22 protein-coding genes are annotated in these 22,306 nt (G+C 68.8%); 11 read left to right on the forward strand and 11 right to left on the reverse strand.

Annotated features, from left to right (window positions below; all coding sequences use genetic code 11):
• Nucleotides 1–242 precede the first annotated feature (242 nt).
• Nucleotides 243–971 (forward strand): TIGR03089 family protein, encoded by a 729-nt coding sequence (locus tag AB4Y91_RS10765; protein WP_441418469.1) that lies wholly within the window; start codon nt 243–245, stop codon nt 969–971.
• 32 nt (nt 972–1,003) lie between these two features.
• On the opposite strand, the gene AB4Y91_RS10770 is transcribed toward AB4Y91_RS10765, so the two are convergent.
• Nucleotides 1,004–1,576 (reverse strand): GtrA family protein, encoded by a 573-nt coding sequence (locus AB4Y91_RS10770; RefSeq protein ID WP_441418470.1) that lies wholly within the window; start codon nt 1,574–1,576, stop codon nt 1,004–1,006.
• A gap of 214 nt (nt 1,577–1,790) precedes the next feature.
• Here AB4Y91_RS10770 and AB4Y91_RS10775 point away from each other — a divergent pair, with 214 nt between their 5' ends.
• From AB4Y91_RS10775 to AB4Y91_RS10795, 5 genes are all read left to right on the forward strand, one after another.
• The gene (locus AB4Y91_RS10775; RefSeq protein WP_441418471.1) at nt 1,791–2,984 is read left to right on the forward strand and encodes a 5-(carboxyamino)imidazole ribonucleotide synthase; all 1,194 of its coding nucleotides are present in this window, start codon (nt 1,791–1,793) and stop codon (nt 2,982–2,984) included.
• A 74-nt stretch (nt 2,985–3,058) separates the two neighbouring features.
• The gene (gene purE / locus AB4Y91_RS10780; RefSeq protein ID WP_441418567.1) at nt 3,059–3,583 is read left to right on the forward strand and encodes a 5-(carboxyamino)imidazole ribonucleotide mutase; all 525 of its coding nucleotides are present in this window, start codon (nt 3,059–3,061) and stop codon (nt 3,581–3,583) included.
• An 11-nt stretch (nt 3,584–3,594) separates the two neighbouring features.
• On the forward strand, nt 3,595–5,226 hold the full coding sequence (locus AB4Y91_RS10785; protein WP_441418472.1) for an LCP family protein: 1,632 nt from the start codon (nt 3,595–3,597) through the stop codon (nt 5,224–5,226).
• Nucleotides 5,227–5,295: 69 nt separating this feature from the next.
• Nucleotides 5,296–6,561 carry a mannose-6-phosphate isomerase, class I gene (gene manA, locus AB4Y91_RS10790; protein ID WP_441418473.1) on the forward strand — a complete coding sequence of 422 codons (1,266 nt, stop codon included), beginning with the start codon at nt 5,296–5,298 and terminating at the stop codon, nt 6,559–6,561.
• 3 nt (nt 6,562–6,564) lie between these two features.
• Entirely contained in the window at nt 6,565–7,524 is a 960-nt protein-coding gene (locus tag AB4Y91_RS10795; RefSeq protein ID WP_441418474.1) for a lipid II:glycine glycyltransferase FemX, read from the forward strand.
• A gap of 2 nt (nt 7,525–7,526) precedes the next feature.
• On the opposite strand, the gene galE is transcribed toward AB4Y91_RS10795, so the two are convergent.
• Nucleotides 7,527–8,501, reverse strand: coding sequence for a UDP-glucose 4-epimerase GalE (gene galE, locus AB4Y91_RS10800; RefSeq protein ID WP_441418475.1), 975 nt, complete (start codon nt 8,499–8,501; stop codon nt 7,527–7,529).
• A 115-nt stretch (nt 8,502–8,616) separates the two neighbouring features.
• The gene (gene glpX / locus AB4Y91_RS10805; protein WP_175322845.1) at nt 8,617–9,639 is read right to left on the reverse strand and encodes a class II fructose-bisphosphatase; all 1,023 of its coding nucleotides are present in this window, start codon (nt 9,637–9,639) and stop codon (nt 8,617–8,619) included.
• A 221-nt stretch (nt 9,640–9,860) separates the two neighbouring features.
• Here glpX and AB4Y91_RS10810 point away from each other — a divergent pair, with 221 nt between their 5' ends.
• The 3 genes from AB4Y91_RS10810 (at nt 9,861) to AB4Y91_RS10820 (ending at nt 12,666) form a co-directional block, all read left to right on the forward strand.
• Nucleotides 9,861–10,541 carry a DUF4245 domain-containing protein gene (locus tag AB4Y91_RS10810; protein WP_441418568.1) on the forward strand — a complete coding sequence of 227 codons (681 nt, stop codon included), beginning with the start codon at nt 9,861–9,863 and terminating at the stop codon, nt 10,539–10,541.
• 9 nt (nt 10,542–10,550) lie between these two features.
• The gene (locus AB4Y91_RS10815; RefSeq protein ID WP_441418476.1) at nt 10,551–11,165 is read left to right on the forward strand and encodes a carbonic anhydrase; all 615 of its coding nucleotides are present in this window, start codon (nt 10,551–10,553) and stop codon (nt 11,163–11,165) included.
• Nucleotides 11,166–11,229: 64 nt separating this feature from the next.
• Nucleotides 11,230–12,666 carry a class II fumarate hydratase gene (locus AB4Y91_RS10820; RefSeq protein ID WP_441418477.1) on the forward strand — a complete coding sequence of 479 codons (1,437 nt, stop codon included), beginning with the start codon at nt 11,230–11,232 and terminating at the stop codon, nt 12,664–12,666.
• Between the two features lie 115 nt (nt 12,667–12,781).
• Here AB4Y91_RS10820 and AB4Y91_RS10825 read toward each other — a convergent pair whose 3' ends face one another.
• From AB4Y91_RS10825 to AB4Y91_RS10835, 3 genes are all read right to left on the reverse strand, one after another.
• Complete coding sequence (locus tag AB4Y91_RS10825) at nt 12,782–13,450, reverse strand: VWA domain-containing protein (protein ID WP_441418478.1); 669 nt, start codon at nt 13,448–13,450, stop codon at nt 12,782–12,784.
• Between the two features lie 125 nt (nt 13,451–13,575).
• Entirely contained in the window at nt 13,576–14,046 is a 471-nt protein-coding gene (locus AB4Y91_RS10830) for an NUDIX hydrolase (RefSeq protein WP_441418479.1), read from the reverse strand.
• Nucleotides 14,047–14,055: 9 nt separating this feature from the next.
• Nucleotides 14,056–14,622 carry a prepilin peptidase gene (locus tag AB4Y91_RS10835; protein WP_441418480.1) on the reverse strand — a complete coding sequence of 189 codons (567 nt, stop codon included), beginning with the start codon at nt 14,620–14,622 and terminating at the stop codon, nt 14,056–14,058.
• Between the two features lie 96 nt (nt 14,623–14,718).
• Here AB4Y91_RS10835 and AB4Y91_RS10840 point away from each other — a divergent pair, with 96 nt between their 5' ends.
• On the forward strand, nt 14,719–15,366 hold the full coding sequence (locus AB4Y91_RS10840; RefSeq protein ID WP_441418481.1) for a GNAT family N-acetyltransferase: 648 nt from the start codon (nt 14,719–14,721) through the stop codon (nt 15,364–15,366).
• Between the two features lie 209 nt (nt 15,367–15,575).
• Here the strand turns inward: AB4Y91_RS10840 and AB4Y91_RS10845 are convergent, their stop codons facing one another.
• The gene (locus AB4Y91_RS10845; RefSeq protein WP_441418482.1) at nt 15,576–17,018 is read right to left on the reverse strand and encodes a PhoH family protein; all 1,443 of its coding nucleotides are present in this window, start codon (nt 17,016–17,018) and stop codon (nt 15,576–15,578) included.
• Nucleotides 17,019–17,253: 235 nt separating this feature from the next.
• A complete protein-coding gene (locus AB4Y91_RS10850) occupies nt 17,254–18,015 on the reverse strand; it encodes an isoprenyl transferase (protein WP_346959534.1) in 762 nt (253 codons plus the stop codon).
• 256 nt (nt 18,016–18,271) lie between these two features.
• On the opposite strand from AB4Y91_RS10850, the gene trhA reads away from it, so the two are divergent.
• Nucleotides 18,272–18,913, forward strand: coding sequence for a PAQR family membrane homeostasis protein TrhA (trhA, locus tag AB4Y91_RS10855; RefSeq protein ID WP_441418569.1), 642 nt, complete (start codon nt 18,272–18,274; stop codon nt 18,911–18,913).
• 147 nt (nt 18,914–19,060) lie between these two features.
• Here the strand turns inward: trhA and AB4Y91_RS10860 are convergent, their stop codons facing one another.
• The 3 genes from AB4Y91_RS10860 to AB4Y91_RS10870 are packed head-to-tail and all read right to left on the reverse strand — an operon-like array spanning nt 19,061 to nt 22,252.
• Complete coding sequence (locus tag AB4Y91_RS10860) at nt 19,061–19,738, reverse strand: HAD family hydrolase (RefSeq protein WP_441418483.1); 678 nt, start codon at nt 19,736–19,738, stop codon at nt 19,061–19,063.
• Nucleotides 19,735–21,930, reverse strand: a complete 2,196-nt coding sequence (locus AB4Y91_RS10865) for a thioredoxin domain-containing protein (RefSeq protein ID WP_441418484.1) — start codon at nt 21,928–21,930, stop codon at nt 19,735–19,737. The genes AB4Y91_RS10860 and AB4Y91_RS10865 overlap by 4 nt, the downstream gene beginning before the upstream one ends.
• Nucleotides 21,908–22,252, reverse strand: coding sequence for a hypothetical protein (locus AB4Y91_RS10870; protein ID WP_441418485.1), 345 nt, complete (start codon nt 22,250–22,252; stop codon nt 21,908–21,910). The genes AB4Y91_RS10865 and AB4Y91_RS10870 overlap by 23 nt, the downstream gene beginning before the upstream one ends.
• Nucleotides 22,253–22,306: the final 54 nt, after the last annotated feature.

Here is a 22,306-nt window from a genome sequence, read left to right on the forward strand (position 1 = left end):
GATAATAATCAATTCCCGTCAGAATGCCGGGGCACGCCACGCCCGGGAGTTTTCGCGCTCCGTCCGCCCGCTGGCAAGGAATTGACAGCCTGCTGACCACTTTCTTGTGCTTTTTCTGCGATTCTCCTGCGTTCACGCTGATTTTCCGGCGCCGCCCTCCACCGCCCTGCCACCCTCCGGGACGGGTCACCGTTCCGGCTGTGACCGAGATCACGCCCGCGCCGCCGTGGCAAGATGAGGGCATGAGCATCCCGGCAATCGAACTGATGAAAGCCCTGCGATCCGGCCAGTCGACCTCGCCCCGGTTGACTTGGTACGGGCCCGACGCCGAACGCGTGGAACTCTCCGGCCGGGTGCTGGACAACTGGGTGGCCAAGACCAGCAATCTCTTGCAGGACGAGCTGGACGCTGAGCCGGGAACGCGGTTGAGACTGGATCTGCCGGCGCACTGGAAATCCGTGGTGCTCGCGCTGGCCGCCTGGCAGCTCGGCATGGAAGTGGTGCTCGACGCCGTGGAAGCCGAGCTGCTCGCCACCGCGGAGCCGGGGCCGGCGGCCGCGGAAGGTGCGTTCGACGCCGTCGTGGCGGTCGCGCTGCCGGCGCTGGCGATGCGCTGGCTGGGCGAGTTGCCTTCCGGCGTCGTGGACTACGCCGCCGAGGTGCGCTCCCATGGCGACTTCTTCATGCCGCACGTGGACCCGGAAGCCGGCCGCCGGGCCGTGCAGGGTGCTGCGGGCGGGGCGTACAGCCACGCCGAGCTGCTGCAGGGTTTTGCCGCCCCGGCGAAGGGCCCGGCGGCGGAGTCCGCGGAGGGCGGGGAGCGGTTGCTGGTCCGGGCCGCCGAGGGCCTCGAATCGGTCCTGGCGCAGTCCCTCGGGGCGTGGCAGCGCGATGGTTCCGTGGTGCTGGTGCACCCGGACGTTGCGGTGACCGACCGGCTGCTCAGTGACGAGCGCGTCAGCCGGAGCTGACCCGGGCCGGCCTTGTCAGCGGCGGGACCGGATCAGCGATGGTCGGGTTCGACTCCGGGAACGTCCGGGTCCTGGAGGCCCTGCCCGGGAACTCTGACGGTGTCCTGGCCGTGCGGGTGCCGTTCGATGATTTCGTGGTCGTGCGAGAACTCCGGCTCGTCGTCGAGTTCCTTGTTGAAAACCAGGAAGCGGTAGGCGAAGAACCGCACCACCGTGGCGACGAGGATGCCGACGATGCCGGCGGAGAAAAGCATGTTCTTGTCCGTGATGCCCATGCCGTACTTGGCGAGGGCGGTGAGGCCGGTGGAGATGCCGATGCCAATGCCGTTGATGAGGACGAACATGGCGAATTCACGCAGCACGTTTTCCTGGCGCCGGTGGCGGAAGGTCCAGAAGCGGTTCGCGATCCAGGAGAAGATCGTGGCGACGGTTGCACCGACGAAGCGGGCCTTCGCCTCGCTGTCGGACATGGCGCCGTGCATCAGGTAGTACGTCAGGCCGTTGTCGATGATGAAGGCGACACCGCCGACGGCGCCGAACTTGGCCACTTCGCGCCAGAAGAGCGAGGCAAGCCCACGCGCACGATCTGCAAGTGTGTTAATCATGACCCTCCATGGCCGTTTGAATCTGGTGGAATCTGGCGGCCACATGGCCAACGGCCCATTTTAGCGCCGTTTCCCGGGTGTGCGCCCCCAGCCGGCCCCAATCCGCGGCGGCGCCCGGCAAACCGCGCCGAAAATGCCGCTGTTTAGAGGGCTGTTTGGGCGGCCCGGGCGTGCGAAGGCCGGTTCCGCGCAGGTGTTCGGTAGGCTGGGAGATGTGACTTTTCCTGTAATCGGTGTGGTTGGCGGCGGCCAGCTTGCCCGCATGATGGCCCCTGCCGCGACCGCCCTCGGCTTCGAACTCCGTGTCCTCGCCGAGGCTGAGGACGTTTCCGCCGTCGCGGCCGTGGCCAAGGCTCCGGTCGGCGACTACACGGACCTTGACCACCTGCTGGAGTTCTCCCGTGGCCTGGACGTGCTGACCTTTGACCATGAGCATGTCCCCACCGGGCACCTGCGCGCCCTGATCGAGGCCGGCGTCAACGTCCACCCGGGCCCGGATGCCCTCGTCAACGCCCAGGACAAGCTGGTGATGCGCGCAGCGATCGACCGGCTGGAGCTTCCCAACCCGCGCTGGGCCGCCGTGGCGGACGTGCAGGATCTGGTTGCCTTCGGGGACGACGCCGGCTGGCCGGTGGTGCTCAAGACGCCGCGGGGCGGCTACGACGGCAAGGGCGTCCGGATCGTCGCCTCCGCCGACGATGCCGCGGACGCGGCCGACTGGTTCGAGGCGATGAGCCCGCTGCTGGCCGAGGCTAAGGTGGAGTTCAGCCGTGAACTCTCGGCCATGGTTGCGCGGACGCCCGACGGCGAATCCCGGGCCTGGCCAGTGGTCCACACCGTCCAGGTCGACGGTGTCTGCGACGAAGTCATCGCCCCCGCCCTGGACATCCCGCTGGAGGTCGCCGCCGCGGCCGAGGACGCCGCCGTCCGGATCGCCAACGAGCTCGGCGTCACCGGCGTCATGGCCGTGGAGATGTTCGAAACCCCCGGGGTCGGCGCCGGCTTCCTGATCAATGAACTCGCCATGCGTCCGCACAACACCGGCCACTGGACGCAGGACGGCTCGGTCACGAGCCAGTTCGAACAGCACCTGCGCGCCATCCTGAACCTGCCGCTGGGAGCCACCGACCTGCTGGGACCTGTGGTGGTCATGAAGAATTTCCTCGGCGGCGCGAACCAGAACCTGTTCTCCGCCTACCCCGCGGCCCTCGCCAGTGAGCCGGCCGCCAAAGTCCACTGCTACGGCAAGGCCGTGCGGCCTGGCCGCAAAATCGGGCACGTCAATCTGGTCGGGGCCTCTGCCGCCGACGTCGACTCCGTCCGGCAGCGGGCCGCGACCGTCGCCAACATCATCCGGGACGGACGGGCGCATGCCGCCGCCCCGGGGAACCCCGAGGAGAACGCGTGAACGCCAGCACCGAAGCCCAAGACTCCGTTTCCCGGAACTCCGGCAACGGGGCCGCCCCGATTGTGGGCCTCGTGATGGGGTCCGACTCCGACTGGCCCGTGATGGAGGCCGCCGCCGAGGCGCTGGCCGAATTCGGTATCCCCTTCGAAGCTGACGTCGTCTCCGCCCACCGCATGCCCACCGAGATGATCCGCTACGGGCAGACCGCGCATGAACGCGGCCTGCGCGTGATCATCGCCGGCGCCGGCGGCGCAGCACACCTCCCCGGCATGCTCGCCTCCGTGACTCCCCTGCCCGTGGTTGGCGTGCCCGTGCCGCTGAAGACCCTGGACGGGATGGACTCGCTGCTGTCCATCGTTCAGATGCCCGCCGGTGTGCCGGTGGCCACGGTCTCGATCGCCGGCGCCCGCAACGCCGGGTTGCTCGCGGTCCGGATGCTGGCCTCGGGCACGGACGCCCTCGCGGACCAGCTGCGGTCCGAACTGGTGCAGTTTGCCCAGGAACTCAACGACGCCGCCACCCGGAAGGGTGCGAACCTGCGCAGCAAGGTGGCCGAAGTCTTCTCGGACGAAAACAGCGTCACGCGGGGCGGCCGGTAGGGGTCCAGCACATGAGCAAAGGTTTCGCCGCTGCGCAGGAAAAGTCGCAGCCGCCACGGAGCGCCCTGACGGACCCGGTCCGCTACCCCTCCGGAGCGGCGTCGCCGGTCCTGGCCAAGCGCGCCTTCCTGCTGATCCTGATGACGCTGCTGGTCCCCGGCAGCGCCCAGACCGTCGCGGGCAACCGCCGGCTGGGGCGGTTCGCGCTCCGCGTCACCCTGACCGCATGGGTCCTGGTCATCGCGGCCCTGGTCCTGCTGGTGGTGTCCCGCCCGACGCTGATCAACTTCATCGCCAATCCCGCCACCTCGCTGGTGCTGGTCATCGTGCTTGCGCTGCTCGCCCTCGGCTGGGCGGCCCTGTTCCTGAATACGCTGCGCCTGGTCCGCCCGGTGCTGCTTGAGACCGGGACGCGCACCGCCGTCGTCGCCACCTTGGTGCTGGCCATGCTGCTCAGCAGCGGCAGCCTGGGCTACGCGGCGTACCTGCTGAACGTCGGCCGGGACGCCATCGGCACGATCTTCGCCGACGGCCCGGCCATGGAGCCGTCCGAGGGCCGCTACAACTTCCTGATGATGGGCGGCGACGCCGGGGCGGACCGCACCGGCCGCCGCCCGGACAGCCTGTCCGTGATCAGCGTGGACGCCAAGACCGGCAAGGCGGCGATCATCTCCATCCCCCGCAACCTCCAGAACGCGCAGTTCAGCGAGGGCTCCCCGATGCGGAAGATCTACCCGGACGGCTACGACTGCGGCAATGAGTGCCTCATCAACGCCATCAACACCGAGGTCACCAACAAGTACAAGGATCTTTACCCCGGCGTGCAGGACCCGGGCGCCCAAGCCACCCTCGAGGCGGTTTCCGGCACCCTCGGCATCAAGGTCCAGGCCTATGTGCTGGTGGACATGGACGGCTTCGCCAAACTCATCGACGCCATGGGCGGCATCCGGATCAAGGCCGGCGGGTGGGTCCCGATCAGCGGCCCCACCATCGACGAAGCCAACGGAATCCACGGCATGCCGCTGGGCTGGATCCCGGCCGGCGACAACAAGCTCGACGGCTATCACGCCCTCTGGTACGGCCGCTCCCGTGAATTCGTCGACGATTACGCCCGGATCGCCCGCCAGCAGTGCGTCCAGCAGGCGATGCTCAAGCAGATGGATCCCGCGACGCTGCTCGCGAAATTCGAGGGGATCGTCAAGGCCGGCACCAAGGTGGTCGACTCCAACATTTCCGCCAGCCAGCTCGGCAGCTTCGTGGACCTCGCGATGAAGTCCAAGGGCCAGCCCGTAAGCCGGCTGACGATCGGGCCGCCGGACTTCGACGCCTCCTTCTCCACGGTGCCGGACTTCAACAAGATCCACCAGGCGGTGGACAAGTTGCTCGGCCCCGCTCCCGCGGCCGGGGCAGCCGACGACTCCATCCGCCAGCCGGCCCTGGTGCCCGGACCGCTCTCCGCGGCCGGAGCACTCTCCGCCACCGAGCCTTCGCCGTCGCCGTCGTCGTCGGACTTCACCCCCGTGACCACCACGCCGGAGGGCGAGCCGATTACGGAGAAAATGCTCAACGACTTCAAACGCAACGGCGATGAGCAGTCCATCCGCAACCTGGTGGCCACCAACGGCCAGTGCGCGCCACTCTAGGTCCGGACGGTTGTTCCGTCCCTCCAGCAGGTTCCAGCCACCAGCTCGCCATGAGCAGATAGGTATTCCGTGTACGAACTTGAGAACGTCCTCCGGCCCTACGCCTGGGGGTCGACCACCGCGATCGCCGGTCTGCTCGGCCGGCCGGCCTCCGGCGGCCCGGAGGCCGAGCTCTGGATCGGCGCCCACCCGGACTCCCCGTCGCTGGCAGTCACCGCAGCAGCCGCCGACGGCGACGGCGGCCGGCTGGCCCTGGACGAGCTGATCGCCAGCGACCCGGAGCACCATCTGGGCGGCGACAGCGTGGCCCGCTTCGGTCCCCGGCTGCCGTTCCTGCTCAAGGTTCTTGCCGCCGAACGCCCGCTGTCCCTGCAGGTGCATCCGACGCTGGAGCAGGCGCGGGCCGGGTTCGCCCGCGAGGAGGCTGCCGGCGTCGACCGGGCCGCCACGGAGCGGAACTACAAGGACGACAACCACAAGCCGGAGATGATTTTCGCCCTGACGCCGTTCGAGGCCCTCTGCGGGTTCCGGCCGGCGGCAGAGTCGCGGGCCGTGTTCCTGCACCTGGTGCAGTGCCTTGAGGTCGCGGGCCTGGACGTCCCGGCCCTGCTCCCCCGGCTGCTTGAAGACCTGGCCCGGTCCGACGAACCGGCGGCCCTTAGGGCAGCCTTCGAGCGGCTGATCGCCGGCGGCGAGGACGTCGCCGCCGCGACGGCCGCCGTCGTCGCCGCGCTGGTCTCCGGCGCGCCCATGGCATCGCACGGGGCGGAGCTGACCACGGTGGTGAACCTCAACCAGGACTACCCCGGGGATCCCGGCGTGCTGATCTCGCTGCTGCTGAACCGGATTTCCCTCGCCCCCGGCGAGGCCGTGTACCTGCCCGCCGGCAATGTGCACGCGTACCTGCACGGGCTCGGCATCGAGGTGATGGCGTCCTCGGACAACGTGCTGCGCGGCGGGCTGACACCGAAATTCGTGGACGTGCCGGAACTGCTGAAGACGATCGCCTTCGAGGCCGTCGGCGTGCCGGCGCTCAGCGCGGAGACGACGATGCTCGGCCAGGAGATCTATCGGCCGCCGTTCCAGGAATTCGCGCTGCAGCGGGTGGAACTGCGCCCCGGCGCGGAACCCGTGCCGCTGGCGCAGGCCGGCGCCGCGGTCATCATCGTGGTGTCCGGCGCAATCCTGCTGGACTCCCCCAAGGGCGATCTGCAGCTGGAGCGGGGCGCTTCGGCATTCCTCCCGGCCGCCGAGGCGCCGGTCAACGTGCACTCCGTCGCGGGTGCCACCGGGCCCGCCGTGGCCTTTGCCGTCTCTACCGGAATGAAGGCCTGAACCGTGGATTACTTCCTGCAGGGCCCGCACTGGGCCGACGTCCAGCGCGCCCTGGGCCGCACCGTGCACGAGCAGGCCGGGGAGGGCTGGCGTTTCCTCGCCGTCGAGGAACGCAACCCTGCCGGGAAGGTGCTGTACGTGCCGTACGGGCCGCTGGCGGAGTCCCTAGCCGCCTTCGACGCCGCGCTGGAGTCCCTGACGGCGCTGGCGCAACGGTGCGGGGCGGTGTGCATCCGGCTGGAACCGGTCAGCGCCGGGTTCGCGGCCGCCGACGCCGGCACCGTGCTGCGCAGCCGCGGCCTGCGGCCCGCGCCGGCGAACCTGCAGCCCGAACTGAGCTGGATCGTGGACCTGGACCGCGACTTCAAGGGCGTCCTGGCGGACATGAAGCCGGTCAACCGCAACCTGTACCGCAACGTCCATAAGAAGGGTGTGACCTTCCGGTCCAGCCAGGATCCCGCGGAAATTTCCGTGCTGCTGGAGTTCCTGCACCTGACCGCGGCACGCAACGGCTTCAAGCCGCAAAGTGACGAGTACCTGACCCAGGTTGCACGTTCGCTGATGCCGGCCGGCGCCGCCACGCTCTTCATCGCCGAACTCGAGGGCAAGCCGATCGCTGCGGCCCTGGCCTACGACTCCGCGGACACCCGCACCTATGCGCACGCCGCCCTGGATGACACGCACCGGAAGCTCAGCGCGGGTATCCCGCTGCTGGTCACGCTGATGGCCGATGCCAAGGACAAGGGCCTGGCGCACGTGGACCTCTGGGGCGTGGCCCCCGCGGACCAGCCCGACCATAAGTGGGCCGGATTCACGGCGTTCAAGAAATCCTTTGGCGGCCGTGAAATTTCGTACCCCGGAACCTGGGACCTGCCGGTGAAGAAGGTCCGCTACGGCGCGTACCAGCTCGCCCGCAAGGCCGCCCAGCTCCTCAAGGGCCTGCGCGCCAGGCTCGGTAAGTAGCGCTAGCTTCCGGCCGAAACCGCGCGTTTCTGCGCCTCGTAGGCGCTGGCGACCATCTCCTCGACAGAGTGGCGCATCTTCCAGTCAAGGTCTCGGCCGGCCAGGGTCCCGTCGGCGACGATCCGGTCGGGATCCCCGGGCCGGCGCGGCCCGATCTCCGGCTCGAAGTCGATGCCGGTCACTTGAGCCATGGCCGTCATGATCTGCCGGACCGACAGGCCGTCGCCGGATCCGAGGTTGTAGACACGCTCCAGTGTCCGGCCCGCAGCGAGGGCCTGGGCCGCGGCCACGTGGGACGACGCGAGGTCGGCGACGTGGACGTAGTCGCGCACGCAGGTGCCGTCCTCGGTGTTGTAGTCGGTGCCGTAGATCTTCGGGGTCTTCCCCGACGTCAGTGCCCGCAGCACGATCGGGAAAAGGTTGTGCGGGCTCGTGTCGTAAAGCTCGGGCGATCCGGAGCCGACGACGTTGAAGTAACGCAGCGAGGTGTGCTGCAGTCCCCGGGCCCGTCCCTGGTCCCGGATGAGCCACTCGCCGATGAGCTTGCTCTCGCCGTACGGGGATTCCGGCCGGGTGGGCGTGTCCTCGGTGACGATGTCCCCGGACGGGGTGCCGTACGTGGCTGCGGAGGAAGAGAACACCAGTTTGTCGACTCCGGCGAGCTCCATCGCCTTGAGCAGTTCCGCCGTTCCGGTGACGTTTTGCTCATATGTGAGCAGCGGCTCCTGCACGGAGACACCGGCGTACTTGAAGCCGGCGAGGTGGATCACCCCTGTCACGCCGTGGTCGAGCATGGTGCGGGCCATCAGCTCGGCATCGAGGATGTTCCCGTGCACAAAGGGCACGTCGTCCGGGACGAATTCCCGGTGCCCGCTGGACAGTGAATCCACCACCACCGATGGCATCGACGCCGCGCGCAAAGCCGCGACCACATGGGAACCGATATATCCTGCGCCGCCAGTAACAAGCCAAGTCATGGCTCCACCCTATCCAATGCCGGCGAAAGCCCGGCAAGCCGACGTCGGGCTGCCGCACAAATAAGAGATCCCGGGACGCAGGGCGCGTCCCGGGATCTCTTGAGTGCCCCTGGTGCTAGCTCTTGCGGGCGTAGCCTTCCCACTTGCTGGCCTGGTGCTCGCCGTCCACGAAGCGGATGGTGCCCGACTTGGAGCGCATCACGATGGACTGGGTGAGGACCTTGTCCTTGGAGTAGCGGACACCCTTGAGCAGGTCGCCGTCGGTGATTCCGGTAGCCGCGAAGTAGCAGTTGTCGCTCGAGACCAGGTCGTTGGTGGAGAGCACCCGGTCCAGGTCATGTCCGGCGTCGATGGCCTTTTGCTTCTCTTCGTCGCTGGTGGGCCAGAGCCGGCCCTGGATGACGCCGCCCAGGGACTTGATGGCGCAGGCGGCGACGATCCCTTCCGGCGTTCCGCCGATGCCCATCAGGGCGTCGACGCCGGTACCGGCACGGGCCGCGGCGATGGCGCCGGCGACGTCGCCGTCCATGATGAACTTCGTGCGGGCGCCGGCCTCGCGGATTTCCTCGACCAGCGGGCGGTGCCGGTCCCGGTCCAGGATCATCACGTTGAGCTGGTTGACCTTGACGCCCTTGGCCTTGGCGATCAAGTGCAGGTTCTGCTTCACCGGCAGGCGCAGGTCCACCATGTCGGCGGCTTCCGGACCGGTGACGAGCTTCTCCATGTAGAACACGGCGGAGGGGTCGAACATGGAGCCGCGCTCGGCCACGGCCAGGACGGCCAGGGCGTTGTTGATGCCGAGGGCGGTCAGCCGGGTTCCGTCGATCGGGTCGACGGCGACGTCGCACTCGGGGCCGGTGCCGTCGCCGACACGCTCGCCGTTGAACAGCATCGGGGCTTCGTCTTTTTCGCCCTCACCGATGACCACGACGCCGTTGAAGTGGACGGTCTGCAGGAAGGAGCGCATGGCGTCGACGGCGGCGCCGTCGGCCTTGTTCTTGTCGCCAAAACCGACCCAGTGGCCGCCGGCGATGGCCGCGGCCTCCGTGACGCGGACCAGCTCCAAGGCAAGGTTGCGGTCAGGCTCGTCGATGCCGACGGCGAGCGACGGGGAAAGCGTGGAGTACTTCTGGGTCATGGACGCTGGTGACACGTGAACCTCTTCTTCGAGTGGCGATCATTGAACCCGCGGCATCCGGTCTCCGGCCACCGCGGTGATTCGTCTGGTACTGATCATAGTCGCGGCGGCCTCCATCGGTCATGGAATGACCAAACCGTGAACCTGCCCGGATTCGGCAGGCGCCCTCCCGCCGAATGTGAGATCGGTCCGGAATGGGCGACTATAGAGGGGTGAATGAATTGCAGGACACGTCGCCCGAGGCCCCCGGATCGCCCTCCGTTGGTGCAACGCCGGACGGCGAAAGCGCCGCCGGCGAACAGCCCGTCAAGCCCGTCATCCGCGCCGCAGCGGCAAAGCGGGCCAACGCCTCGGTGATCGGTATGATCATCGCGCTGGCCCTGAGCATTGGCGCGTTCCTGCCGGTGGTCTTGATGAACCCTTCGCCTAAGAGCGATGGGTACCGTCCGGACATCAACGTCAGCGCCATCGCGCAAAACGCCGAGGGTGTGGCGGGATTCACACCGGTAACCCCGGAAACCGGCGACACATTCCGCTCGAACTACGCCCGCTGGGAGTCCGGTTCCGGCAGTGGCGTGGCCACCTGGGAGGTCGGCTACCTGACGCCCAAGGAGTCCTTCATCGGGCTGGTTCAGACCCGGCAGGCCAACCCGACCTGGCTGCTTCAGCAGACGAAAAACGCGCCGGTGACCGGGACGCGGACCGCCGGCGGCCGCGACTGGCAGCTGCGCGACACCGGCAAGGGGGAGAAATCCATGGTGCTCGATTACCGCGGGACCACAGTGATCCTGACCGGGCCCGCGCAGCTGGAAGAATTCTCGGTGCTCGCCGCGGCGGTCGTTAAGTCGCTGGAAGGTAACCCGGCAGCCACGGTTTCCCCCTCAGCCACCCCGGCGTCGTAAGGTAGGGCCGTGGCTACTTATCTGACTCCCGCCCTCGCCTGGCGCCGCCTGCGCGAAGGCAATGACCGTTTCGTCGCCGGCGAATCCTCGCACCCGAACCAGGACGCCTCGCGGCGGTCCTCCCTGGTGGAGAACCAGCATCCGTTCGCCGTCATCTTCGGCTGCGCCGACTCGCGCCTGGCCGCCGAAATCATCTTCGACCTGGGCCTCGGCGACGCGTTCGTCGTCCGGACCGCGGGCCAGGTGATCGACGACGCCGTGCTCGGCTCGCTCGAATACAGCATCAGCGTGCTCGGTGTGCCGCTGATCGTGGTCCTTGGCCACGACAGCTGCGGTGCCGTCATCGCCACCAAGGACGCCGTGGAGACCGGCCAGATGCCGGTTGGTTTCATGCGGAGCCTGGTCGAACGGATCACGCCGTCGGTGCTGACCTCGCTGCGCAACGACCAGCACGAGGTCAACGACATGGTGGTGGAGAACGTCAAGCAGACCTCGCAGCGCCTGGTGGACAGTTCCCGGGTGATTTCCGACGCCGTCGGAAGCGGCCGTGCCGCCGTGATCGGGCTTGCGTACAGCCTCGCCGAGGGCCGGGCAGACCTCGTCTCCGGGATCGGTGAGCTCTAGGGGCCTCGTTTCAGTGCCGGTTCATGGTTTTCGGTGCGACGCTTGGGCGGAATAAGCTAGGCCCATGACTTCCACAGCAGACTTGAACACTGAAGAATTCCGCATTGAACACGACACGATGGGCGAAGTCCGCGTTCCCGTGAACGCCCTGTACCGGGCACAGACGCAGCGCGCGGTCGAGAACTTCCCGATCTCCGGCAAGACCTTGGAGCGCGCCCACATCGAGGCCCTCGCCCGTGTCAAGAAGGCTGCAGCCCAGGCGAACGCAGAGCTGGGAGTGCTCGACGGCGAGCTTGCCCAGGCGATTGCGGACGCCGCCGATGAGGTTGCCGCCGGCAAGTACGACGGCGACTTCCCGATCGACGTCTTCCAGACCGGTTCCGGAACCTCCTCGAACATGAACACCAACGAGGTCATCGCCGAGCTCGCGTCCCGCGCGCTCAAGGCAGCCGGCAGCGACAAGGTGGTTCACCCGAACGACCACGTCAACGCCTCGCAGTCCTCCAACGATGTCTTCCCGACCTCGGTCCACGTGGCTGCCACCTCGGCGCTGATCAACGACCTGATCCCGGCGCTGGGCTACCTCGCCGACTCGCTGGACCGCAAGGCCATCGAGTTCAAGGACGTGGTGAAGTCCGGCCGCACGCACCTCATGGACGCTACCCCCGTCACCCTCGGCCAGGAGTTCGGCGGCTACGCCGCGCAGGTCCGCTACGGCATCGAACGCATCAACGCCTCCCTCCCCCGCGTCGCCGAGGTCCCGCTGGGCGGCACCGCCGTCGGCACCGGCATCAACACCCCGGCAGGCTTCCCGGAGCGCGTCATCGAACTCCTCGCCGCCGACACCGGACTGCCGCTGACCGAGGCCCGCGACCACTTCGAGGCCCAGGCAAACCGCGACGGCCTGATCGAAGCGTCCAGCCAGCTGCGCAACATCGCGATCTCCTTCATGAAGATCAACAACGACCTCCGCTGGATGGGCTCCGGCCCCAACACCGGCCTCGGCGAAATCGCAATCCCGGACCTGCAGCCCGGCTCCTCGATCATGCCCGGCAAGGTCAACCCGGTCATCTGCGAGGCCTCCATCATGGTCTGCGCCCAGGTCATCGGCAATGACACCGCCATCGCCTGGTCCGGCACCAACGGCGCCTTCGAACTGAACGTCGGCATCCCCGTGATGGCCGCCAACCTGCTCGAATCCGTGCGCCTGCTGGCCAACACCAGCCGCGTCATGGCGGACAAGATGATCGATGGCATCACCGCCAACGTGGAGCGCGCCCGCTTCCTCGCCGAAGCCTCGCCGTCCATCGTCACGCCGCTGAACAAGTTCATCGGCTACGAGAACGCCGCCAAGATCGCCAAGAAGGCAGTCGCCGAGGGCCTGACCATCCGCGAGACCGTCGTGGCCATGGGCTTCCTGGAGCGCGGCGAGCTGACCGAAGAGCAGCTCGACACCGCCCTGGACGTCATGTCCATGACGCGTCCGCCGCACAAGGCCTAGTCGCCAGGCTCCGCGGCCCGTAGCGTCCGACGGCGGCCGGCACCTTCCCAGCGGAAGGCGCCGGCCGCCGTCGTGCGTTTAGCCGGCACGGCGCTCATCCGAAAGGCGGGCGGTGCTACTCCAGCGGCACCTCTCCTCCCGCGGCGCGGCGTTCCTCCGCGGTGTAGGCAGAGTAGGCAGCGGCTTCGTCCAGGCTGGCACCCGCCATGCGGGCTTCCCGGAGCCGCCGGGTCTTGGCGGACTGGCCGGAGAAGGCGGCGTCCACGTTGCCGGCCGCGTACGTCAGGGCATCCTCGGCCCGGATGCCCAGCCCGTGCGCCGTCAGGACGGCGTCCTGGTTGGCCCCAAGGTAGGTGAACTGCCAGCCCCACTGGTGCTGCTGACGTTCGACCAGGGCCTTGACCATGGCACCGCTGGCCTCGCGTGAGGCATTTTCGTGGCCGTCGGTGAGCACCGCCACGAGCACGGTGCCCGGGCGCTCCGGTTCGGGCAGCGCCGCCAGCTCAGCGCCGGCCTCCCCGATCAGCCGGACCATGGCGTCGTGCAGGGCCGTAGTGCCGCGCGGCTGGAGCACCAGCGGCGGAACGTCCCGGATGTCCACCGCGGCGTAGACCCGCTCGTAGACGTCGTCGAACTGCGCTAGCGAAAGCTTGCATCGGCCCGCCACCGCCTGCTGCTCGCGGACGAAAGCCGCGAAGCCTCCCACGGTGTCATCGGCGATGGAGCTCATGGAACCGGAGCGGTCCAGGAGGACATAAACGTGCGTCAGTGCTGAATCTGTCATGCTTCCCCATTTCCGGCCCGGGCGTGCCCGGGCCACTGTCGCCAGCTGGGAGAGCTGGATGGAAGCAGGCTATGGCCGGGCTGTGACAATCATGTCCGCGGTCCGGCCGGGCGGACCGGCCTACGTCAGCTCCGGAAGTGCGCCGCGCCGTCCGGATCCCGGGCTTGTTCGATCGATTCCAGATGCCCGGGCATCAGCTCGGGGAATTCTTCGGGCCGGAACCAGCCCACGGCGAGGGATTCGTCGTCGTTGACGCGCGCCTCCCCGGAGACATAACGGCAGCGGAACACGAGCGTCAGGAAGTGGCAGACGTCGCCATTCGGGTAGGTGGTGGGACCAACGGCGTCCACCGAGACCAGCCTTTCGGCAACGGCCACCACGCCGGTTTCCTCCAGGACTTCGCGCAGCAGGCCCGGCGCGGGCTCCTCGCCCGGTTCCAGGATCCCGGTGATCAGGCCCCACCGGCCGTTGTCGGCGCGCTGGCCGAGCAGGACCCGGCCGGCGTCGTCGAAGACCACGGCGCAGGCGCCGGGAATCCAGAGGGGTTCCTGGCCGATCTTCTCACGCAGTTTCAGGATGAATTCAGGGGTGGCCATCCCGCCAGCCTAACCTCCGGGCAACAGCATCGCGGCCGCAGTCCCGGCCAGCATGAAGGGGCCGAACGGAATGTCCGACTTCAGCGTTCCGCGCCGCGAAACGAGCAACGCCATACTCCAGAGTCCGCCGAACAGGAACGCCGCAAACGTTCCGGCAAAGACCTGCCCCCAGCCGAGGAACCCGAGGTACATGCCCAGTACGCCGGCGAGCTTGACGTCGCCAAAGCCCATCCCCGCCGGATAGACGGCCCGCAGGATGAAGTAGAACAGCCAGAGGACGGCCCCGCCGGCCACGACCCGGAGCCCCGGCACGCCGAACAGCCCGGCCCCGCCGTCCTGCGCTGACGCTAACGCTGCGGTCGGGACCCCCGCCACCGCCTGCGCCGCGGCAGCGCCGACCAGGAGCACGCCCGCGACCGCGTAGGAGGGAAAGATGATCCGGTTGGGCAGCAAGTGGTGCCGCACGTCGATGACCGTCAGCCGGGCAGCCATGACGGCGAAGTACGCGCACGCCAGCAGCGCCAGCCAGAAGGCCAGCGGGGCGGCTCCCCCAAGTTCGCCGAGTCGATGGATCACCCTCGGATGCTACTGGATTTTGCCGTGTCCGTGCCGCTCCCCGCCAGGGTCGGCGTGTGACTGGCGGCCACCGCGCCCCGCCGTTAGGCTTCCGGGATGACCGCGCCCGACTCCTACTGGCCCCCGTTCGCCCTCTCGCTGGCCACGCCCCGCCTCACGCTCCGGCCCATCCGCGACGAGGACATCCCGGCCGCGGTGCAGGCAGCCCTGAGCGGCGTCCACGAACCAGGCCGCAGCCCGTTCAGCCGGCCTTGGGCGGAAATGCCGGCCCGGGAGCTCGGCCCGAACATGGCGCAGTGGTACTGGCGCTGCCGCGGGAATATGTCCCCGCAGGAATGGACCCTGCTGCTAGGCGTCTGGCACGACGGCGAGTTCGTCGGCTGCCAGGACGTCGAAGCCAAGGACTTCGCCACCCTGAAGACGGTCAGCACCGGCTCCTGGCTCCGACAAAGCGTCCAGGGCCGCGGACTGGGCAAGGAAATGCGGGCCGCCGTCGCCCTCTACGCCTTTGACTGGCTCGGCGCCGAAGTCGCCGAATCCGAGGCGGCGGCCTGGAACCAGCGGTCGCTCGGCGTCTCCCGCTCCCTCGGCTACGAGCTCAACGGCATCACCCGCGCCAACTGGGGCGGCGAACTCCAGGACTCCCAACGGGTCCGCCTCACCCCCGCCACCTTCAAACGCCCCGACTGGACCCTGGAAGTCCAAGGCCACGACCCCACCGCGAAGTTCCTGGGCATCGGATAACCCGAGGCGAATTTGCGGCCCCGCGCAGATGGGAAGCTCGCCAGCCGCGCCGCGGGCCTTTCGCGTAGTCGCGCATCGCGGCACATCGGCCCCCCAGAGGTCGCCCGCGACCGTCGGGGCCGATGGGACGTGTCTAAGCGACGGCGAAAGGGCCGTGGCGGGCGAACCCGACCACGGCCCCAAACCCAGGCGAGCTGAAATCGACAGAGCTAGATCTCCGCCCCCTCGAGCATGTCCGTCACCAACGCAGCGATCGGCGAGCGCTCGGAACGGGTGAGGGTGATGTGGCCGAAGAGCGGGTGGCCCTTGAGGGTTTCGACGACGGCTGCCACGCCGTCGTGCCGTCCCACCCGGAGGTTGTCGCGCTGGGCGACGTCGTGGGTCAGCACGATTTTGGAGTTCTGGCCGATCCGGCTCATCACGGTGAGCAGGACGTTCTTCTCGAGGGATTGCGCCTCGTCCACGATCACGAACGCGTCGTGGAGTGAACGCCCGCGGATGTGCGTGAGCGGCATGACTTCGAGCATGCCGCGGTCCATGACCTCCTCCACCACTTCCTCGCTGACCAACGCGCCCAGGGTGTCGAAGACGGCCTGCGCCCAGGGGTTCATCTTCTCGGACTCGGAGCCGGGCAGGTAGCCGAGTTCCTGGCCGCCGACGGCGTAGAGCGGCCGGAACACGATTACCTTGCGGTGCTCCCGCCGTTCCAGGACGGCTTCCAGGCCGGCGCACAGGGCCAGCGCGGACTTGCCGGTGCCGGCCCGCCCGCCGAGGGACACGATGCCCACGGACGGGTCCATCAGCAGGTCGATCGCGAGCCGCTGCTCGGCCGAGCGTCCGTGCAGGCCAAAGACGTCCCGGTCCCCCTTGACCAGGCGGACCTGCTTGTCGGCTCCGACCCGGCCCAGGGCGGAGCCGCGGTTGGAGAGAAGCACCAGGCCGGTGTTCACCGGAAGTTCGGCCGCGGCCGGGATGAAGACCGGTTCGTGGCCGTAGAGCGTGGCCAGCTCGTCCTCGGCGGCGTCGATCTCGGCGATGCCGGTCCAGCCGGAGTCCTTGACGAGCTCATTGCGGTATTCGTCGGCGAGCAGCCCCATGGCGGAGGCCTTGACCCGCATCGGCAGGTCCTTGGACACCACGGTCACGTCGCGGCCCTCGTTGGCGAGGCTCTTGGCGACGGCGAGGATCCGGCTGTCGTTGTCGCCGCCGCGGAATCCGGCCGGGAGCACCTCGGCAGAGATGTGGTTCATCTCGACCATCAGGGTGCCGCCGTCGTTGCCCAGCGGGATCGCGCGGTCCAGGCCGCCGTGCTCCACCCGGAGGTCGTCGAGCAGGCGCAGCGCCTTGCGGGCGAAGTAGCCCAGTTCCGGGTCGTGCCGCTTGCCTTCAAGCTCGGTGATGACAACGATCGGCAGGATCACCTCATGCTCGGCGAAGCGCAGCAGCGCCCGCGGGTCCGAAAGCAGCACGGAGGTGTCGATCACGTAGCTTCGGGCGGCCTCCCGGCTTGCTGTTCCTTCCCCGGAAACAGCAAGACCGGCCGCAGCGTCGGAATGCGCTGCGCCGGTCTTGGAAGTGGCTCGCTTGGCGCGAGAGGCAGCTTTCTTGCCCTGGTCGGAAATGACGCCGGGCAGTTCTGCAGAAATAGCCACATCGACTCCAGCCCCGGGCCGCTGGCCCGGAATTGTTATTGGTGAGGCGGCTCGGCCTCGAGGCCGGACGCGGCCTCCCATACATCCGGTGCGAACTTCCGCTCCATGTACTGGCCTCCCCGATCAGCCGGCGGTTTGCCCGCTGATGGGATTAACGTACGTCCATGGCCCGCGCATTGCCGATCTATTTTTCGGCGATTCTTGAATACATCAGGTGAAGCCCGGATGAACCGTGTCAGGAACCGAAGCGGCGCTGCCGGCCGGCGTAGTCGCGCAGCGCGCGGAGGAAGTCCACCTTGCGGAACGCCGGCCACAGGGCCTCGCAGAAGTAGAACTCGCTGTAGGCGCTTTGCCACATCAGGAAGCCGGACAGCCGCTGCTCCCCGGAGGTGCGGATCACGAGGTCGGGGTCGGGCTGGCCGCGGGTGTAGAGGAAACGCGAGATGTCGTCGACGCTGAGTTCGTCGGCCAGCTTGCCGATGTCGGCGCCGCGGGCGACGGCGTCGTGCAGCAGTTCGCGGACGGCGTCGACGATCTCCCGGCGGCCGCCGTAGCCGACGGCGACATTGACGTGGATCTTTTCGTGCACGGGGGTGCGGGCCGTGAGCTTGTTGAGCCGCTCGGCGAGGTAGTCCGGCAGCAGTTCCGGGGCGCCCATGGCGTGCACCGAGATGTCGGCGTCTTCGTCGAGGCGGTCCAGGGTGTTGGCGATGATGCCCATCAGCAGGTCCAGCTCTTCGCCGGAGCGGTTCATGTTGTCCGTGGAGAGCATGTAGAGCGTGACGACTTTGATCCCCAGCTCCTGGCACCAGCCGAGGAATTCGTGGATCTTGTCCGCGCCGGCCTGGTGGCCCTGGCTGGTGGGGGCGTTGAACTGCCGGGCCCAGCGCCTGTTGCCGTCGACCATGACGCCGATGTGCTTGGGGACGCGCTCCGGGTCAAGGGAGCGCTGGAGGCTGCGCTCGTAGAAGCCATACAGGAACCCGGGCAGTTCCATCCGGAGATTCACCTGGCTTCCTTGAGGTCTGACGTCAGTGCATTCCTAGGCTACCCGCCGGAGGGCAGGTACCGCGCACACCGCGGTCGCGATTTTCCTCCGCGGACCTTGTTACCCGCGGGTAACTTACCGGACCGTAGGTTATTATTGCGGCATGGAGAGCACCAGTCCGGAGCCCGGATCCGAGCGGTCCGCGCACAGCGAAAACAGCCCCAAGGGCCGGGAAAGCAGCCCGGTGGACGACGCCGCCGTCAGGATCGCCGAGCTCCTGATGATCAAGCCGAAATGGCGCGGCTGGATCCACACCGTCACGGCGCCACTGGCCTTTGCTGCAGGCCTGGTGCTGGTACTTCTGGCCCCGACCGCCGAGCTGAAGACCGCCTCGGCGGTCTATGCCTTCACAGGGGTGCTGCTCTTCGGCGTCAGCGCTGTCTACCACCGCGGGAACTGGTCCCCCGGGGTCAAAATCGTGCTGAAGCGGCTGGACCACACGAACATCATGCTGGTGATCGCCGGCAGCTACACACCGCTGGCTTGGGCGCTCCTGGACCGGCCCAAGGCCGTGCTGCTGCTGTGGGTAATTTGGTCCGGCGCGGTGCTCGGGGTGCTCTTCCGCTTGTTCTGGACCCACGCCCCGCGCTGGCTCTACGTGCCGATCTACATCGCCCTGGGTTGCGGGGCCTTGTTCTACCTGCCCGATTTCTTCGCCGCCAGCGCCCCTGCCGCCGTGCTGATCTGCGTGGGCGGAGCCCTCTACATTGCCGGCGCCGTGTTCTACGCGCTGAAGAAGCCGAATTTCAGCTACGAGCACTTCGGCTTCCACGAGCTATTCCATGCCTTCACGGTCTTTGCCTTCGCCGCGCACTACATCGCGATCGCGATCGCCGTCCTGGGCTGACCGCTGAGCCCGGCCGGGCCGCCGGCCCGCCGGCCGGACTGGATTCTCCCCACCTTTGAATTCCAGACGCCGGGAATCGCCGGGGTTCCGGCCCGACACACCGGGCGCCCACTCCAAAGTTGGGGAAATCCAGCGCCGGCGCCACCCTCAGCCCGGCCGGCCCGCGGCAATCAACTCCGGGAGCTGGCGCATGTCGTGGAAGACCGTGGTGCCGGGGCCGGCGAGCCATTCCGCGGGGGTCACTCCGCCCGCATAGGCGAACGCGTGCATCCCCGCGGCCCGCGCCGCCTGCACCCCGTAGGCACTGTCTTCGACGACGGCGCAGCGCTCCGGCGCGGTCCGGAGCACCCCGGCCGCATGCAGGAAAAGATCCGGGGCCGGCTTGCCGTTGGCCACCTCCGTGGCACTGAAGATCCGGCCGGCAAAACGGTCTAGCAGCCCGGTCCGGCCCAGTGTCCGCCGCATCTTCGCGTGGCTGCCGCTGGAGGCAACACAGTGCGGAAGCCGGAGCCGGTCCAGGGCCTCCTCCACGCCGTCGACGGTGGTGAGCTCGCGTTCGAAGGCATCGTGGTACCACGTCTGGTAGGTCCTGTCCCAGCCTTCGGCCAGTTCGATGCCCAGTTCCCGTTCGACGGTGGCGATGAAGTTGGCCTCGCTCCGGCCGACGAAGCGCCGCACGATTTCCTCGATCTCCAGCTCCCAGCCAAGGTCGGCCAGGACCCGCTGGTCCACCTGGACCGAGATCACCTCCGAGTCCACCAGGACGCCGTCGCAGTCAAATACCACCAGGTCAAAGGGAGCCGGGTCCCCCAGGGCAAAAGTCATTCCGCCATGGTAGCCAGCCGGGCACGGAGCGCGGCGACAGAACCCGCCGGAAGGTCGCAGACCATGCCGCGGCACAGGTAGACCTGCGGCGACCCGCCCGGCCCCGCAGTGCGGCCGCGGAGCAGGGGGACCTGGCCGCCCCCGGCGTCCCCTGCCGGGTCCTGGAGCGCAATCACCAGTCCCGGGCTGGGCGAGAGCAGCAGCGCGCGGTGCAGCGCCGTCCGCTCCGGCGTGCCGGCCCCGACTACGGCGGCTTCCACCGGGCCCGCCAGCGCGGCCTGCGCCGTGGCCAGCAGCCACCCGGCCACCCGGGGTGCGTTGGTGGCTAGCGGCGGCAGCAGGGACAGGATGTTTCCGGCCATGGCGCGGCGCTCCGAGCATCCGGACAGCGCGGCAGAGGACAGCAGGACCCCGGCAAATGCGGCCGCACCGCTGGGGGTGGCGTTGTCGAAGGGATCCATTCCGGCCCGGCCCCCCTGGGCGTTGAGGACCTGTGCTGATTCCCCGGCGGCGTCTCGCAGCGCCCCACCGGCCGCGAACCGGGTGCAGGCGGACGCCAGGATGGCCTCGGCCAGGGCATACCATCGCGTCCGCCCGGAGACGGCGTAAAGCGCGAACAGGCCCTCCACGCAAAAGGCGTAGTCCTCCAGCAGGCCGCCGATCCCGCGGGCAGACCCGTCGTGGGACACCCGGAGCAGCCGGCCGGGCTCCCCGCCCTGACCCGGGGTCCAGTGCACCCGTTCCAGGTAGCCGGCGATCCGCTCGGCCGCGCCAAGCAATTCGGGGCGGCCCAGCACGGCACTGGCCTCGGCCAACGCCGCGAGGGCCAGCCCGTTCCAGCCGGCCACCACCTTGTCATCCCGGGCAGGCTGCGGCCGCGCCGCGCGGGCCAGCCGCAGCACGGGCCGGACCCGCTGCCACAACGCGCCTTCCGGGCCGTCCAGCGCGTGGCCGGGATGCAGCGGCGACCCGGCTTCGGACACGGTGCCGGCATCGGAGACATGCATCAGCCGGGCCACGGCGGCGCCGTCCGCGGGCCCCAGCAGCTCCGCCAGTTCTCCGGGGGTCCACAGATAGCTGGCGCCCTCGGAGTGCACCCCGTCCACCACGGTGTCCGCATCGAGGGACGACGCAAGCGCCGCCGGGCCTTCGGCGCCGCCTTGGCTAGCTTGCGCCGCCGCACCGGCCAGGCCCAGCGAGTCGAGCATCCAGTCCGCGGTGCTGCCCGCGACGGCGGCGGCCTCCGCGGCCGGGTACCCGTCCGTGCCGCCGAGACGGGCCCAGTGGACGTAGACGCGAAGTAACTGGGCGTTGTCGTAGAGCATCTTCTCGAAGTGCGGCACGGACCAGTCGCGCGTCACGGAGTAGCGGGCAAAGCCGCCGTCGAGCTGGTCGAACAGTGCCGAACGCGCCATGGCGGCGAGCGTGCGGCCCGCCACGTCCCGGGCCGCCTCCGCAGTGTCGGAGGCCGTGGCTGCGTGCCGGATCAGGAACTCCAGGACGGCCGACGGCGGGAATTTGGGCGCGGCGCCAAAGCCTCCCGCGGCATCTTCGGAGCGGGCCAGGGCGCGCACCGCCGCGGAAAGCAGGGCCGGGTCGAGGACGGCCGCGGGCGCGTCCAAGCGGACGGCGGACGCGGACTGCGCGGCGGCGATGCCGCGCGCCAGCGTGGCGGCGTTCTGCTCGACGGCGTCGCGGCGTTCCAGCCAGGCCTCGCGGACGGCTTCCAGCACCTGGCGGAAGGAGGGCCTGCCGGGCATCGGCCGCGGCGGGTAGTAGGTGCCGGCGTGGAAGGCCCGGCCGTCAGGCAGCAGGAAGACTGACATCGGCCAGCCGCCCTCGCCGCTGATGGCCTGCGTGGCGGCCATGTAGACGGCGTCGACGTCGGGGCGTTCCTCCCGGTCCACCTTCACGGGGACGAAGTTGGCGTTCAGGAAGTCGGCGGTGTCCTGGTCTTCGAAGGACTCGCCGGCCATGACATGGCACCAGTGGCAGGCGGCGTAGCCGATCGACAGGAACACCGGAACGTCCCGGGCCGCGGCGAACGCGAACGCTTCGTCGCCGAAGGGTTGCCAGTGCACGGGGTTGCCGGCGTGCTGGCGGAGATAGGCGGAGGGTTCCCCGCCCAGGGCGTTGGCCGCCCAGGGTGAGGCATCGGAGGCGCCGCGGTCAGCGGTTCCCGGACCCTGCATCACCGTTGGCTTCCGGCCGGATGTCCGCGCCGTCGCCGGTTTGCGGGTATCCCCCCAGGCTGCCGCCCCCGGGCTGCCCGGCCTGGACCTGTCCGGCTTCCTCGGCGGCGGCCCACTCTTCCTCCACCTGCGCCCGGTAACGGACCCGACGGATCCGGCGCACCATGTCCACAATCAGCAGCGCCGTTAGCACCACGATGAACGCGGTCAGCAGGAAACCCAGCAGGCCCGGGGTGACCTGGTCCTGGTCGAGTCCCGGGCGCAGCGACGGCGTCGGTGTCGGTGCCGGGGAAGCCGCCAGGGCGATGAACAAGGAATGCACGGTGGGAACCTTCTGTGGGGAACGTCTTTTGCGGGTCTTCCGGTACCACTCTTC

The sequence above is a fragment of the Arthrobacter sp. YAF16 genome (assembly GCF_052113385.1).
Classification (GTDB): Bacteria; Actinomycetota; Actinomycetes; order Actinomycetales; family Micrococcaceae; genus Arthrobacter.

Coding starts and splice junctions, on each gene's coding strand:
- AB4Y91_RS10820 (WP_441418477.1), top strand. CDS start 11,230: ATGACTTCCACAGCAGACTTGAACACTGAAGAATTCCGCATTGAACAC.
- AB4Y91_RS10770 (WP_441418470.1), bottom strand. CDS start 1,576: ATGATTAACACACTTGCAGATCGTGCGCGTGGGCTTGCCTCGCTCTTC.
- AB4Y91_RS10765 (WP_441418469.1), top strand. CDS start 243: ATGAGCATCCCGGCAATCGAACTGATGAAAGCCCTGCGATCCGGCCAG.
- purE (WP_441418567.1), top strand. CDS start 3,059: ATGGGGTCCGACTCCGACTGGCCCGTGATGGAGGCCGCCGCCGAGGCG.
- AB4Y91_RS10830 (WP_441418479.1), bottom strand. CDS start 14,046: ATGGCCACCCCTGAATTCATCCTGAAACTGCGTGAGAAGATCGGCCAG.
- AB4Y91_RS10825 (WP_441418478.1), bottom strand. CDS start 13,450: ATGACAGATTCAGCACTGACGCACGTTTATGTCCTCCTGGACCGCTCC.
- AB4Y91_RS10785 (WP_441418472.1), top strand. CDS start 3,595: ATGAGCAAAGGTTTCGCCGCTGCGCAGGAAAAGTCGCAGCCGCCACGG.
- AB4Y91_RS10840 (WP_441418481.1), top strand. CDS start 14,719: ATGACCGCGCCCGACTCCTACTGGCCCCCGTTCGCCCTCTCGCTGGCC.
- AB4Y91_RS10865 (WP_441418484.1), bottom strand. CDS start 21,930: ATGCAGGGTCCGGGAACCGCTGACCGCGGCGCCTCCGATGCCTCACCC.
- galE (WP_441418475.1), bottom strand. CDS start 8,501: ATGACTTGGCTTGTTACTGGCGGCGCAGGATATATCGGTTCCCATGTG.
- AB4Y91_RS10850 (WP_346959534.1), bottom strand. CDS start 18,015: ATGGAACTGCCCGGGTTCCTGTATGGCTTCTACGAGCGCAGCCTCCAG.
- AB4Y91_RS10860 (WP_441418483.1), bottom strand. CDS start 19,738: ATGACTTTTGCCCTGGGGGACCCGGCTCCCTTTGACCTGGTGGTATTT.
- glpX (WP_175322845.1), bottom strand. CDS start 9,639: ATGACCCAGAAGTACTCCACGCTTTCCCCGTCGCTCGCCGTCGGCATC.